At 70.4% G+C, this 14,308-nt stretch carries 12 protein-coding genes; 10 read left to right on the forward strand and 2 right to left on the reverse strand.

Annotation, left to right across the window (positions count from 1 at the left end; all coding sequences use genetic code 11):
• The first annotated feature begins 15 nt into the window (after positions 1-15).
• The 5 genes from KV381_RS35185 (at position 16) to KV381_RS35205 (ending at position 7,288) form a co-directional block, all read left to right on the forward strand.
• The gene (locus KV381_RS35185; protein ID WP_030627973.1) at positions 16-2,511 is read left to right on the forward strand and encodes a molybdopterin oxidoreductase family protein; all 2,496 of its coding nucleotides are present in this window, start codon (positions 16-18) and stop codon (positions 2,509-2,511) included.
• Entirely contained in the window at positions 2,508-3,644 is a 1,137-nt protein-coding gene (locus KV381_RS35190; RefSeq protein WP_030627970.1) for an amidinotransferase, read from the forward strand. Before KV381_RS35185 ends, KV381_RS35190 begins: the two co-directional genes overlap by 4 nt.
• A gap of 205 nt (positions 3,645-3,849) precedes the next feature.
• Positions 3,850-4,647 carry a SigB/SigF/SigG family RNA polymerase sigma factor gene (locus KV381_RS35195; RefSeq protein WP_030627967.1) on the forward strand — a complete coding sequence of 266 codons (798 nt, stop codon included), beginning with the start codon at positions 3,850-3,852 and terminating at the stop codon, positions 4,645-4,647.
• An 81-nt stretch (positions 4,648-4,728) separates the two neighbouring features.
• Positions 4,729-5,838 (forward strand): aromatic acid exporter family protein, encoded by a 1,110-nt coding sequence (locus KV381_RS35200; protein WP_032786706.1) that lies wholly within the window; start codon positions 4,729-4,731, stop codon positions 5,836-5,838.
• A 184-nt stretch (positions 5,839-6,022) separates the two neighbouring features.
• A complete protein-coding gene (locus KV381_RS35205) occupies positions 6,023-7,288 on the forward strand; it encodes a cytochrome P450 (protein WP_218787074.1) in 1,266 nt (421 codons plus the stop codon).
• Between the two features lie 4 nt (positions 7,289-7,292).
• On the opposite strand, the gene KV381_RS35210 is transcribed toward KV381_RS35205, so the two are convergent.
• Entirely contained in the window at positions 7,293-7,493 is a 201-nt protein-coding gene (locus KV381_RS35210) for a hypothetical protein (RefSeq protein ID WP_078611228.1), read from the reverse strand.
• A gap of 182 nt (positions 7,494-7,675) precedes the next feature.
• On the opposite strand from KV381_RS35210, the gene KV381_RS35215 reads away from it, so the two are divergent.
• The 3 genes from KV381_RS35215 to KV381_RS35225 are packed head-to-tail and all read left to right on the forward strand — an operon-like array spanning position 7,676 to position 10,979.
• Positions 7,676-9,241, forward strand: coding sequence for an FAD-dependent oxidoreductase (locus KV381_RS35215; RefSeq protein ID WP_218787075.1), 1,566 nt, complete (start codon positions 7,676-7,678; stop codon positions 9,239-9,241).
• Positions 9,238-10,155, forward strand: coding sequence for a non-homologous end-joining DNA ligase (gene ligD / locus KV381_RS35220; RefSeq protein ID WP_030627956.1), 918 nt, complete (start codon positions 9,238-9,240; stop codon positions 10,153-10,155). The genes KV381_RS35215 and ligD overlap by 4 nt, the downstream gene beginning before the upstream one ends.
• Before the next feature lie 44 nt (positions 10,156-10,199).
• Positions 10,200-10,979: an Fpg/Nei family DNA glycosylase gene (locus KV381_RS35225; protein WP_030084790.1), complete on the forward strand. Its 780-nt coding sequence runs from the start codon at positions 10,200-10,202 to the stop codon at positions 10,977-10,979.
• Between the two features lie 4 nt (positions 10,980-10,983).
• On the opposite strand, the gene KV381_RS35230 is transcribed toward KV381_RS35225, so the two are convergent.
• Positions 10,984-12,114, reverse strand: coding sequence for a glutathione-independent formaldehyde dehydrogenase (locus KV381_RS35230; RefSeq protein ID WP_030084789.1), 1,131 nt, complete (start codon positions 12,112-12,114; stop codon positions 10,984-10,986).
• A gap of 286 nt (positions 12,115-12,400) precedes the next feature.
• On the opposite strand from KV381_RS35230, the gene KV381_RS35235 reads away from it, so the two are divergent.
• Together KV381_RS35235 and snpA are read left to right on the forward strand one after the other, a co-directional pair.
• Complete coding sequence (locus tag KV381_RS35235; protein WP_030627953.1) at positions 12,401-13,099, forward strand: GAF and ANTAR domain-containing protein; 699 nt, start codon at positions 12,401-12,403, stop codon at positions 13,097-13,099.
• A gap of 457 nt (positions 13,100-13,556) precedes the next feature.
• Positions 13,557-14,213, forward strand: a complete 657-nt coding sequence (gene snpA, locus KV381_RS35240; protein WP_218787076.1) for a snapalysin — start codon at positions 13,557-13,559, stop codon at positions 14,211-14,213.
• Positions 14,214-14,308 lie beyond the last annotated feature (95 nt).

The raw sequence follows: 14,308 nt of genomic DNA on the forward strand, positions 1-14,308 counted from the left end.
ATGTGAGGACGACCTATGAGCACGTCGGTGGACCGGATCGCGAAGCCGTGGGGCAGCCGCACCCCGTACGGACGTGACGAGCCCTGGCCCGTACGGGTCGATACGTTCCTCGCCGAGGGTGTGGCACCGGTGGACGTCGAACAGTGGGTCCAGACCGCCTCGATCCTGCACTCCGACGGTGACGCGATGGACGTGGCCGTCAGGGACGGCGCGATGGTCGGCGTACGGGGCAGAGCTGCGGACCGCGTGAACCGGGGGCGGCTCGGTCCGAAGGACCTGTTCGGTTGGCAGGCCAACGCCTCACGCGACCGGCTGACGCGGCCCCTCGTACGCCGTGCCGGGCGGTTGACCGAGTGCGACTGGGACACCGCCATGGAGGCGATCGTCGAGCGTTCGCAGGGACTCCTCGACGAGCACGGTCCCGGTTCGATGGGCTTCTACACATCGGGGCAGCTGTTCCTGGAGGAGTACTACACCCTCTCGGTGCTGGCCCGTGCCGGCGTCGGCACCAACCATCTGGACGGCAACACACGCCTGTGCACCTCCACGGCGGCCGAAGCCCTCAAGGAGTCCTTCGGCTGCGACGGCCAGCCCGGCAGCTACGACGACATCGACCACGCGGACGTCATCGCCCTGTACGGTCACAACCTCGCCGAGACGCAACCCGTGCAGTGGATGCGGGTCCTCGACAGGCTCGACGGCTCCGACCCTCCGCGTCTGCTGTGCGTCGACCCCCGCCCGACGCGCGTCGCCCGGCGCGCGACCGTTCACCTCGCTCCACGTGGCGGTACGAACGTCGCCCTGCTCAACGCTCTGTTGCGCGAGATCATCCGTACCGGCCGAGTCGACCACCGCTTCATCGAAGCCCATACGGTCGGCTTCGCGGAGTTGGCGGGAGCGGTCGAGCCGTGCACCCCCGCGTGGGCGTCCGCCATCTGTGACATCCCCGCCTCGCGCATTGGTGAGGCGGCCGAGCTGCTCGGCACCGCCGACCGACTCCTGTCCACCGTGCTCCAGGGCGTCTACCAGTCCCACCAGGCCACCGGCGCGGCCGTACAGATCAACAACCTCCACCTGATTCGGGGCATGCTCGGCCGGCCCGGGGCCGGCGTCCTCCAGATGAACGGGCAGCCGACGGCCCAGAACACACGCGAGTGCGGCGCCAACGGCGACCTTCCGGGCTTCCGGAACTGGCAGAACGACGACCACGTGGCCGACCTCGCGCGGGTGTGGAACGTCGAACCTGAGACCATCGCTCACCACGAACCGCCCACCCACGCCATGCAGATGTTCCGCTACGCCGAGCAGGGCTCGATCCGCATGCTGTGGATCAGCGGCACGAACCCGGCGGTCTCGCTGCCCGAGCTTTCGCGCATCCGTTCCATCCTCTCGCAGGACCGTCTGTTCGTCGTGGTCCAGGACCTCTTCCTCACCGAGACCGCACAGCTCGCCGACGTCGTCCTGCCGGCCGCGACCTGGGGCGAGAAAACGGGGGCGCTCACCAACGCCGACCGCACCGTGCACCTGTCCCACAAGGCCGTCGACCCGCCCGGAGAGGCGAGGCCGGACCTCCAGATCTTCCTCGACTACGCACGGCGGATGAATTTCCGGGACAAGGACGACGCCCCTCTGATCACCTGGCACGATTCGGAATCGGCGTTCGACGCGTGGAAGCGCTGCAGCGCGGGGCGGCCGTGCGACTACACCGGACTCACCTACGAGAAACTGCGCGGCGGCAGCGGAATCCAGTGGCCCTGCAACGACGATGCCCCCGAAGGCACCGACCGGCTCTACGGCCAGGGAGTGACGTGGGCCGCCCCCGACACCTGCGAGTCGTACGGGAAGGACCTCGTCACCGGCGCCCCGGTGTCGAAGGAGGAGTACCGGGCAGCCAATCCGGCCGGCCGGGCGATGCTCAAGGCAGCCCCGTACCTTCCGCCGCGCGAGATGCCGAGCCACGAGTTTCCGTTTCAGCTGAGCACCGGCCGCACCCTCTATCACTTCCACACCCGGACCAAAACGGGCCGGGCACCCCAACTGAACGCCGCCGCACCGGATGTGTGGGTGGAGATGTCCTCGTACGACGCGGGGGAGCGCGAACTGTCCGAGGGTGACCTCGTCGAGATCACCAGCTCGCGTGGCACCGTCAGGGCCCGCGTGCGCGTCACCGACATCCGTCGGGGGATGCTCTTCATGCCGTTCCACTACGGCTACTGGGACACCGCCTCCGGTTGCGGACCCGACAGCACGGTGGAGGGCCGGGCGGCGAACGAGACAACGGTCACCGACTGGGACCCGGTGTCCAAGCAGCCGCTGTTCAAGACCGCCACCGCGGCGGTGAGACTGGTGGAGAGAAGCGACGGGCAGCACTCTCCCGCTCCGACGAACACGGCTTCCGCGCCCGCTCGCCCGCACAGCGTCCGTGCCACCGGCGGCGGGACGAGTGCCCAGGTCCAGGAATCCCTGGGGGCGTCCCCGCGCCACGTCGGATGCATGGGTGTGGACACATGAGTGATCCGTCCGAAGCGGAGAACGAGGACAGCGCCCGCGGGAGCGCGGAAAGCCGTCACTCACCGGTCGGTTCCCACAACGAATGGGACCCGCTCGAGGAAGTTCTCGTCGGCCGGCTCGACGGTGCCACCACCCCCTCACGGCACCCGGTCGTCTCCTGCAACGTACCGCCGTGGGCCGCCCGGTTTCAGCAGCTCGCCGCAGGTCTGAGATACCCGCGGGCCATGGTCGGACCGGCCCAGGAGGAACTCGATCGATTCGTCGCCCTTCTCCAGTCCCTCGGCATCACGGTCACCCGGCCCGATGCCGTCGACCACCGGCGGCGCTTCTCGACCCCCGACTGGTCGTCCCGCGGATTCTGCAACACCTGCCCGCGGGACAGCATGCTGGTGATCGGCGACGAGATCATCGAAACCCCGATGGCCTGGCCGTGCAGATACTTCGAGACCCACTCCTACCGCGCACTGCTCAAGGGCTATTTCCGCAGGGGCGCCCGCTGGACCGCCGCGCCGAGGCCCCAGCTCACCGACGCGCTGTACGACCCCGACTACCGGACCCCCCGGCCCGGCGAGCCCATGCGCTACATCCTGACCGAGTTCGAGCCCGTGTTCGATGCCGCTGATTTCGTCCGGGCAGGCCGCGATCTGTTCGTCACGCGCAGTAATGTGACCAATGGCCTGGGCATCGAATGGGTGAGACGTCACCTCGGTCCGAAATACCGCGTTCACGAGATCGAGAGTCGATGCCGTACACCCATGCACATCGACACCACTTTTATGCTCCTCGCCCCGGGAAAGGCTCTCGTCAACCCCGAATACATCGACGTGGACCGTCTGCCCGACATCCTGAGAACGTGGGACATTCTGATCGCGCCCCCGCCGGACCCCATCCGCGATCCCCTGTTGCGCATCACTTCCCTGTGCGGAAAGTGGCTCAGCATGAACGTTCTCATGATCGACGAAAAACGTGTCATCGCGGAGCGGCACCACACCACCATGCTGCGAGCACTGGAGAAATGGGGATTCGACCCGGTCCCCTGCGATCTGCTGCACTACGCGCCCTTCGGGGGCTCCTTCCACTGCGCGACCCTCGACATCAGACGGGGCGGTGGGTTGGAGTCCTATTTCGACTGAGACACGCTCCCGCTCGTCTCCGGCTGCCGACGCCGCACCTGCCAGGTTTACTGGGACTGAGGTGTTTACGCACTGTGCGCACGGGCATGCGAGCCCACGTGCTTCGGACAGGAGGCGCGCCCGTGGGAGTCGCGGGCGGCCCTGAGCGACGGCGCCCTGCACTCCGACGGCGGTCCAACGCATCGTCGACGAGGAGTGATCGCGTATGCAGGCTGCATCCGGCCCCGGACGGCGCTCGTGCAAGGACGAATCGCCCTCGACGCAGGGATTCCGGAGGCTGCGGGAACTGCCGCCGGGGCGCGAGCGGGAGAGGCTGCGCAGTGAACTGGTCTGCGCGTGGCTGCCGATGGCTCATCGGATCGCCTCACGGTTCCGCGACCGGGGGGAGGCAATGGACGATCTGCGGCAGGTCGCCGCCATGGGCCTGGTCAAGGCGGTGGAGCGCTACGACCCCCAGCGCTCCGATGCGTTCGAGACGTACGCGGTTCCGACCGTCACCGGTGAGCTGAAACGGCACTTCCGCGATTGCACGTGGGACGTACATGTACCGCGCCGCATCCAGGACCTGCGCAACCGGGTACGGGCGACCCGACGCGACCTGATCCAGGCGGAGGGCGGGCCTCAGTCGCCCACGCATGCCCAGATTGCCGCCGCGGCCGGACTGAGCGAGGAAGACGTGCGGCTGGGAATGGAAGCGCTGGGGAGCTACAGCGCGCTCTCCCTCGACGCCGAACCGGCGGGCATGGAGGGCGGAATGCCCCTGGCCGAACGGCTCGGCGCCTGTGACAGTGCCTTGGACATCGCCGTCGATCGTGAGGCCGTGAAGCCGGGCCTGCGCAAGCTTGCCGAGCGAGAACGGCTGATCCTCTACCTGCGCTTCTTCGGCGACATGTCTCAGCAATCCATCGCCGAGCGCCTGGGCCTCTCCCAGATGCACGTCTCACGCCTGCTCCACCAGTCGTGCGAGCGACTGCGCCAGGACGCCCTGCACGAGGCAGCGTGAACGCCACCGCCCGGACCACCCCCTGTCAACCGCCGGAGGGAACAGCGTGCCGCACCCGTCATCACCCGTCCCTCCCCGCTCATGAAGGCCGCACTCGCCCGCCTCGCACCTGGTCTGCACTGTCCGGATCGCTATCAGGTGGTGCAGTCCCTGAAGGCGGCCATCGCTGCCATCATCGCCTGGGCCCTGACCGGGTGGTGGCTGGAGGCGCCCATGGCCCTGATGGCGCCCTGGGCGGCTGTCGCGCTGGTCCAGGGGACCGTCTACAGGTCCGTGCGGACCGCCGTCCAGATCGTCCTCATGATCGCGGCCGGTACGCTGCTCGCCGCCGGTGCCGCCGCGTCCACCGGCAACACGATGATCGCCGTGGTCGTCGCTCTCCCGCTCACGACGTTGCTCGGCAATCTGGCCCCCGTCGGCGGGCAGGGCCTGTACGCGTCGACCACCGCGCTTTTCGTCCTCGCGTACGGCTCCTACTCCTGGCCGGCCGTCGGGCACCGGCTCCTGGAGACCCTGGTGGGGGCCGCCGTGGGCATCGCCGTGAACGCCCTCGTGCTGCCGCCGGTCCACTCCCTTCACGTCAGCAGGCTGGCGTCCGCACTGCCGCGCGACAGCGCACACCTGCTGCGGGACCTGGCCGACGGCGTGGAGGACTATGACGCTTCGCGGGCCGAACAGTGGCACCGCAGCGCGAAGGACCTGCTGGCCGCGCTGTCGGAGCTGTACGTCGGACGGGGGTGGGACTCCGAAAGCTCCCGGCTCAACCCCGGCCGCCGCCTCCGCCGCTGGACGCCCGCTCCGTCGACCGACTGGGACATCGTCTGGGCCCGAGTGGCGAACCGGCTGCTCGCCCTCACCCTCACGCTCTGGGAGACCGCATCCGAGGACCGGGGGCTGCCCCGCCCGTGGGGCCGTGCCCGGCACGAACACGGCCGTCTCCTGTCGGCGGCGGCGGAGGTGTGCGAGGCGTACGAGTCCCTCATGGCGGACGGCGCGGACCAGGAGCAGCGCGACCGGCGGGACTCCGCTCTGGCCGACGCCCGGCAGGCCCTTGCCGCTGTGAAGGAACACCTGCGCAGCCAAGGCCCCGACGCCGGAGCCGTTCTCGGCAGCCTGATCGCCGACTGCCACGCCCTGCTGGAGGACCTCACGCCCGACGGCGATGCCCAAGCCGGTGAACAGCACGTTTGACACCGGGCGGCCGCGGTACCCGCAGCACGGCCCGCGTGGGCCCGCCCCCCTGACCCACCGGGGCGTCCCGGCGACGCCCGCGGAGTCGCCTCCGTGGTCGCCTGGCGTCGCCCCTGACCTCGCGACCGGCCGAGCCCACACCCGTACCCGCGACCGTGAAGCGCCACCCCGAGGAGGATCCCCAATGGTCGACAGCACGCTCCCGCTTCTTATCCAGGGCTACGCCTGGCTGCCGGACCGCAGGCGCCGCAGCGGCGGAGCGCCTGTCCGCACCCGCCTCCTTGGCAAGAAGGCCATCGCCCTGCACGGTCCGGCCGCCGTGCGGTTCTTCTACGACGAACAGCACATCCACCGCCAGGACGCCCTGCCGCAACCGGTGATCGACACACTCTTCGGCCAGGGGGCCGTGCACACGTTGGACGGCGAGCGCCACCGGGTACGCAAGGCGCTGTTCACAGAGCTGCTCAAGGACCCGTCGGCGGTGCGGGAACTCGCCGATCAGGTGGACAGAGAACTGGAACGGGCGGGGGCGGAATGGTCCGGCCACCAGCGTGTCGTGCTCTTCGACGCGCTGGCTAAGGTGCTCACCCGCGCCGTACACACCTGGGCCGGCGTCCCCCTGGCCGCGGACGAGCTGCGGTACACCGCGCGCGACCTGATCGCCATGGTCGACGGATTCGCCACCGTCGGCCCCCGCCACCTCCGAGCCCGCCGGGCGCGCCGACGCCAGGAAGAGCGGCTGACCCCGCTGGTGGAGGCCGTACGCGCCGAGCCAGGCCCCGGGGAGGACGGGCCAGGCTCCACGGTGTTCCGGACCGTGGCGGCACACAAGGACGCGGGCGGAGCCCTGCTCACGCCGCACACCGCAGCGGTCGAAGTGCTGAACGTGCTGCGGCCGACCGTGGCGATCACCTGGTTCGCCGTGTTCGCCGCTCACGCGCTGCACCGCCACCCCGGACACCGGTCGGCCTTGGCGGCCGATGGGCCCGGCTACGGGTGGGCGTTCGCCCAGGAAGTGCGCCGCTTCTATCCGTTCGCCCCCTTTGTGGGGGGCCTGGCGGCCGAGCGGCTGGAGTGGGCCGGGCGCACCATCGCCCCCGGCACGATGGTGCTGCTGGACCTGTACGGACTCGATCACGACCCGGACCTGTGGCCCGAGCCCTATCGCTTCGACCCGTCGCGCTTCCTGTCCGGCCCCGCCCCCGCCGACGCGCTGGTCCCGCAGGGCGGCGGCCCGGTGGACGGCCACCGCTGCCCCGGGGAGGACGTGACTGTCTCCGTGCTGGCCACGGTCGCCCGGTTCCTGGCGCGGTCGGCGTACGAGGTTCCCGAGCAGGACCTGCGGATTCCGCTGGAGCGCATCCCGACGGCCCCGCGCAGCGGATTCGTCGTCAGCGGCTTCGCCGTACCCCCGGCCGACCGCAGTACGGAAGACCAGCACCCCGCCTGAGCCGCTACGGGTGGTCCGGACGCTCCTCCGGCGGAACTCCGCCACCGGGGCCCCCGCCCTTGCTGCCGTCCTTGTCCGTCCCGTGCGCGCGGGCTCCGGGCCCTCGGGGTGTCTCCGGCTGTCGTGCCTTCATCTCGGCGCTGTCCTGCGGCGTTGCCCCGCCCTTGTCGCTGCGCCGCTGTTCCGGCTGCTGCGGGTTCGACATCGCGATCACTCCCTACCGGTGATTCAGTGCACCCTCCGGGTCCCCGGGAGGCTCCGTACCAAACACCGGTGCCATGACCCCATCGCCGCCCGGCCCCGGACAGGGTGGCGTTTGGTGCTCGGCCGCCGTGGTACCCGGCGACAGCAGAACGGCTTGCGCACCCTACGTGGGGAGAACACATCATGGCCGTCCCCCGTTCCTTCTCGGGGCTCGAAGAGTCCTACTGGATGGAGACCGCGCCTTTTCCTGATCACCCGCGCCTCACCGAGGACATCGAGGTGGACGTCGCCGTGGTGGGCGGCGGCATCGCCGGCCTGAGCACGGCATGGGAGCTGGCCCGGGCAGGCCGGAGCGTCGCCGTGCTGGAGGCCGACCGCATCGCCTCCGGGGTCACCGGCTACACCACGGCCAAGGTGTCGGCGTTGCACTCGCTCGTCTACGCTCGCCTGCGGCGGACCCGGGGCGCCGAGGCGGCACGGCTCTACGCAAGGTCGCAGCTGGACGCGGTGGAGCGACTGGTGGCGATCGCCGGCGAACTGGACATCGACTGCGACCTGGAACGGGTGAGCGCCTACTCCTACGCGGCCGGGCCCGCTTCGCGGGATGCCGTGGAGGCAGAGGCCCGGGCGGCTGCCGATGCGGGTCTGGACGTCTCGTTCGTCACCCGGACGGAGCTTCCCTTCCCGGCCGGCGGCGCGGTCCGGCTCGACGGACAGGCCCAGTTCCACCCGCGTAAATACCTCTCGGCGCTGGCCGATGACCTGCTGGAGCGGGGCGGCCTCATCCACGAACGCACCCAGGTCACCGGCCTTTCCGAGGGGCAGCCGTGCCGGCTGACCACGGAGGACGGGCGACAGGTGGTCGCCCGCGACGTGGTCATCGCCACGCACTACCCCGTCTTCGACCGCGCCATGCTCTTCGCTCGGCTGTCGCCCCGGCGGGAGCTGGTGGTGGCCGCCCCGGTCGCCGCCGACGAGGCCCCGCGGGGCATGTACATCACCGAGGACGAGGGAAAGCGTTCGGTGCGTACCGCGCCGCTCGACGAGGGCCAGCGCCTGCTGGTCGTCACCGGGGAGAGCTTCACGCCCGGAACGGGCGATCCGCAGGAGGGCTTCGAGCGTCTCGACGCCTGGATGCGGGAATGCTTCCCGGTGGGCCCCACCGCGTATCGCTGGGCGGCACAGGACAACGACCCCAGCGATACGGTGCCTCTCATCGGCCCCTTCCATGTCGGGGCCCGGCATACGTATGTGGCGACCGGCTTCGGAGGCTGGGGGATGACGGGCGGCGTTCTCACCGGTCGCCTGCTCACTTCCCTGATCACCGACTCCGGCGCGCGTCCGGAATGGGCAGAGCTGTACGACCCGAGGCGTATCGCGGACGTTGTGCGCGAGGCCCCCGCGCTCCTGCAGCAGCAGGCCGACGTGGCCAAGCACTTCGTGGGCGACCGGATGCGCGTGACGCACGTCGACTCGGTCGACGAGATTCCGCCGGGTACCGGGGCGGTCGTCCGGGTCAAAGGGCGGCGCTGCGCCGTCCACCGGAGCCAGGACGGGACGCTGCGGGCTGTGTCCGCCCGTTGCACCCACCTCGGCTGCCTGGTGTCCTTCAACGAGGCGGAAACGACCTGGGAGTGCCCGTGCCACGGATCCCGGTTCGCCACCGACGGCGCGGTGCTCCAGGGGCCGGCGACCCGGCCCCTGGAGCAGCTGGACGTCACCGGTGAACCGGGGGTGGAAACCGCATGAGTGCGGACGAGCGTATCCGCGTGGGCCGTCGCACGGTGGTCGTCACCCGTCCCGACAAGGTGTTGTTCCCGGCCGACGGGATCACCAAATCGGACCTGGCGGAGTACTACCGCCTCGCCGCCGCCGCGATGGTGCCCCAGCTGCGTGGGCGGCCGCTCATGATGGAGCGGCACCCCGAGGGCATCGAGGGGCAGTCCTTCATGCAGAAGGACGTCCCCGACCATTTCCCGGACTGGTTCCATCGGGTCCAACTGCCCAAGGCCGACGGCACGGTCACCTACGCGGTGTGCGACGAGCCCGCGGCGCTCGTGTACCTCGCCGGACAGGCGTGCGTCACCCCGCACCGCTTCCTCTCCCGGGCGGACCGGCCGCACCACCCCGACCGGATGGTGTTCGACCTCGATCCGTCGGACGACGACTTCGGCGCCGTCCGCACGGCAGCCCTCAGCCTTCGCGACCTGCTCGACGAGCTGAAGCTGCCTTCGGCCGTGATGACCACGGGATCGCGCGGCCTGCACGTCGTCGTACCGCTGGACCGCCGGGCGGACTTCGACGAGGTACGCGACCTCGCACGCCGGATCGCCGACCTCCTGGCCTCTCGCGCCCCCGACGCGCTCACCACCGCACCTCGCAAGGAGGCCCGCGGCGGACGCCTCTACCTCGACGTTCAGCGCAACGCCTATGCCCAGACCGCAGTGGCGCCGTACGCCGTGCGCGCCCGCCCCGGCGCACCGGTAGCCGCGCCCCTCAGCTGGTCCGAGGCCGAGGACCGCCGTACCCACGCCCGCAGCTTCACGATCGCGTCGATGCCCGACCGGATCGCCGATGACCCGTGGAGGAACACCTTCAGCCGCCCCCGGTCCGCACGCGCCGCGTCGCGCCGCCTCGTGGCGCTCGAAGCCGACGCACGCTGACCGAGGACCTGGCGGCACCGCGCATACGCACGTGAGGAGGAGCCGTGTCCGAACTCCCGGACGTGGAGGGCTTCCGCCGTCGGCTGGACGACTGCGGCCGTGGACGCCGTGTCACCGACGTCGATGTGCTGGACAGCGCGATTCTCCGGGGAGTGCCGGCTCGACGGCTGACCTCGGAACTGACCGGGCAACGGCTCGGCGCGCCCTGGCGCCACGGCAAGTGGTTGTTCGCTCCGACGGACGGCGGCCCGACCCTCGGCTGGCATTTCGGCATGACCGGCTCCCTCCTGTGCGATACGGAGCACGAGGAGCCCCACCGGCACGACCGGCTGCCGCTGACTCTGGACGACGGCGTACGGCTGCACTACCGCGACCAGCGCAAACTGAAGGGCGCCCAGTGGTTGCGGGAGGGCGAGGAGGAGCGTCTGCTGGAAGGGCTCGGCCCGGACGCATCGGATGTGACGCGGGCGGAGTTGGCGGACGCCCTGGCCGGTCGGCGGGGCGCGGTCAAGAGTGCGCTCATGAACCAGTCCGTCCTCGCCGGCCTGGGAAACCTCCTCAGCGACGAAGTTCTCTGGCGGGCACGCATCGACCCGCGCACACCGGCCCGCGACCTGGACGCCGACGCCGTCCGCACGCTTCACGGGGCGATGAGGCGCACTTTGCGTACGTCCATGCGCGCCGAGCGCGTGCCGCCCCGCCATTCGTGGCTGACGGGGCGACGGGACGAGCCGGACGCCACGTGCCCCCGTTGCGGGCGGCGACTGGAAGCGGCCCGTATGTCGGGACGGCGCACGGTGTGGTGCCCGCACTGCCAGAAGTAGCCCGTCAGGGCTTGAGGATCACCTTGGTCCAGCCGGGATCGCGGTCGTCGAAGTGGCGGTAGGCGTCGGCCGCTTCGGAAAGCGGCAGTTGGTGCGACACGATGAAGGACGGTTCCGCTTTCCCGCGGTGGATGAGGTTGGCGAGGCGGCGGTTGTACGCTTTCACGTTGGCCTGGCCTGTTCCGATGCGCTGCCCCTTGAACCAGAACTGGCCAAAGTCGAAGGGGAGTTTCCCCTGTTGGGTCAGTTCGGTCGGGGCGCCGTCGTCCTGGGGGAGGAAAACGCCCACGACACCGATGGAGCCGGTCGCCTTCACGGAAGCGACGAGATCGTTCATGGTCGCTTCGGGGTGCTCTTCGCCCTGGGGGTCGTGGGCCTGGTAGCCGACGCACTCGCAGCCCTTGTCGGCCCCGCCGTCGGTGAGGTCGAGGATCCGCTCGACGTGATCGCCTCGGGAGTCGTCGACTGCTGTGGCACCAGCCTCCTCGGCCAGTCGCAGACGGTCGGTCTGGCGGTCGACGACCAGAACCTGGCTCGCTCCGCGCAGGTTCGCCGAGTAGGCGGCCATCAGCCCCACCGGTCCACCGCCGTAGACGACCACCGACTCCCCGGGTGAGACGTCTGCCAGTTCGGTGGCGTGGTAGCCGGTGGGGAAGATGTCCGCCAGCATCACGTAGTCGTTCTCCTTCTCCTCGGCGTCCTCGGGCAGGACCAGGCAGTTGAAGTCGGCCCACGGCACGCGCAGGTACTCGGCCTGACCGCCGGCGTACGTGCCCATGGCGGCGAACCCGTAGGCCCCGCCAGGCGTGTCGGAATCGACCGAGAGGCAGAAACCGGTGAGTCCCCGCTCGCAGTTGGCGCAGAATCCGCAGCCGACGTTGAACGGGAGGCAGACACGGTCGCCGACCTTCACCCGGTCCACTCCGTCACCGACCTCGACGACCTCGCCCAGGTTCTCGTGGCCGAGCGTCCGGCCGGCCTCCATCGTGGTGCGCCCTTCGTACATGTGAAGGTCGGACCCGCAGATGTTGGTCGAGGTCACTTTGACGACCACATCCGTCGGACGTTCGATCCTGGCGTCGGGGACGTCCAGAACGGCGACATTCCGCGGATCCTGGTAGACGAGCGCTTTCACGCAGCTCACCGCCTTCCGGTGGGGATCACCCCCGGCCGGGTGCAGCCCGAGGGCGAGAGAACAAGCACCTCCTTCCATCATGCACGCCGCTCGCGACGTACGCAGAACCGCCGAGCGCGCGCCTCTGCGCGGCGGCCGGGCGAGGGGACGGGGCGCGCCTCCGGGACGCTACGAGGGCGGCCTCGGGTACCGCTGCCTCCGGTGCTCCCGGGACCGCTGTGGTTGCATGGAACCCCGGCTGTCGGAGCGGTCGGCTCGGCAAACCGATCAATCGGACGGGACGGCCATGGACTGGCACGACGTCTCGCACCGGATGGCCGGGATGGCACGCAGCCTCCTTGCCCAGGACTCCGTCCAGGGAACGCTGGAGCGGATCACCGGGGCGGCGACCGAGTTGCTGGAGGGCTGCGACGCGGCGGGGGTGCTCGTCCTGCGCGGCGAGCGGGTACAGACTCTCGCGGCCACGGACCAGCTGGTCGTCGACAGCGACCAGCTGCAGGAACGGTTGGGGGAGGGACCCTGCTTCGACGCCGCGCGCCGTCGCACGGGGGAACAGGTCTTCCGGATCACCGATATGACCACCGTTGAGCAGCGCTGGCCGGCCTACGCTCCACCGGCCAAGGAGCTGGGGGTGGGCAGCATGATGGGCTTCCTCCTGTACACGGAGGACGAAGACCTCGGTGCGCTGAACCTCTATTCCCGCAAGCCCGGAATGTTCGACGAGACCAGCGAGACGGCAGCCTGGCTCCTCGCCTCCCACGCGGCCGTAGCGCTGTCCAGCGCGCGCATCCACGACCAGCTCGTCCAGGCGGTCGACACCCGGCATGTCATCGGTGAGGCCATGGGCATTCTGATGGCCGGCCGCCGGCTCACCGAGGACCAGGCGTTCGACGTCCTGCGCCGCTTCTCCCAGGAACGCAACATCAAGTTGCGGGAGGTCGCCCGCCAGGTCACCGAACTCGGCAGACTTCTTCGGGCCCCATAGGCGCCGCCGCGACGCCGGCCTCCTGGCCGGGCTCGTCGGCCGGTAGGTGAGGCCGCTGCCGCGGTCCCGGGCAACGGGCACGTCGTACGGACCGGTATGCAGCACGGTGGGCTCCATCCGGGGAGTGCCCCTGACGTCAGGCCCGCGGCCAAAGCCGCCAGCCGCTCGGGTCCGGGGACCCGGCCGGCCCCGTTCTGGGCCGTAGCCGCTGGAAGTCGCTGCGCCCCTCGTCGTCGATGCCACCGCCAAGGCCGGACGCGGGCCAGGCGCCGGTCAGGCCGGTATCGCGGCCGGTCCGTTCCCGCCGGGGCGGGTGATAGGGCGGTGTCATCGCGAGTTGGCATCATCCCCGGCGGCCGCCCGCACCCTCACACTCTCCCCGTACCGCCCCGCGCCCCGTCCGCTGAGCGGACAAACCCCAGGGCGCGGGTTCACCGGACAGTAGGAGAAATCCCCCATGAAACACGTCTCGACGGCCGCCGCCCGCGCCCTTGCCGGCCTCGGCCTTGTCGCCGCGTTAGGTGCGGCTCCCGCGGTATCCGCCGTTCCTGCTCCTGCCCCCTCGACCTCCGTCGGCATCGTCGCGTACAACGGGTCGGGCGAGAACGCCGCCGCGAACCAGGCGTTCTTCGACGCCGTGATGAAGTCGGTCGCCGAGAAGCGGGCCGCCAACCCGGGGGCCCAGGCCGTCACCGTCACCTACAGCGCGGCCTCCGCGCCCAGCTTCCGCACCCAGATAGCCAACAGCACGCGGATCTGGAACAGCTCGGTATCCAACGTCCGGCTCCAGGAAGGCTCCAGAGCCGACTTCACCTACCGCGAGGGCAATGACCCGCGCGGTTCGTACGCCTCGACCGACGGACACGGCCGGGGCTTCATCTTTCTGGACTACCGGCAGAACCAGCAGTACAACTCGACCCGCGTCACCACACACGAGACCGGGCACGTGCTCGGCCTGCCGGACACCTACTCCGGCCCGTGCAGCCAGCTGATGTCCGGCGGCGGCCCCGGCCCGTCCTGCGCCAACGCCCAGCCGGACGCCAGAGAGCGAGCCCGCGTGAACCAGCTCTGGCAGAACGGCTTCGGGGCGGCGCTCGCACGGTCTGCCTCCTGACGAGCCAGGCCGGCACACCGGCCGGCGCGAGCTGACTGCTTCACCTGCACGAGCGGGGGTTGTTCCGGACGCGGAGCGGCCCCCGCGCTGTACCC

This window comes from Streptomyces sp. WY228, assembly GCF_019287315.1.
Lineage (GTDB): Bacteria > Actinomycetota > Actinomycetes > Streptomycetales > Streptomycetaceae > Streptomyces > Streptomyces caviscabies.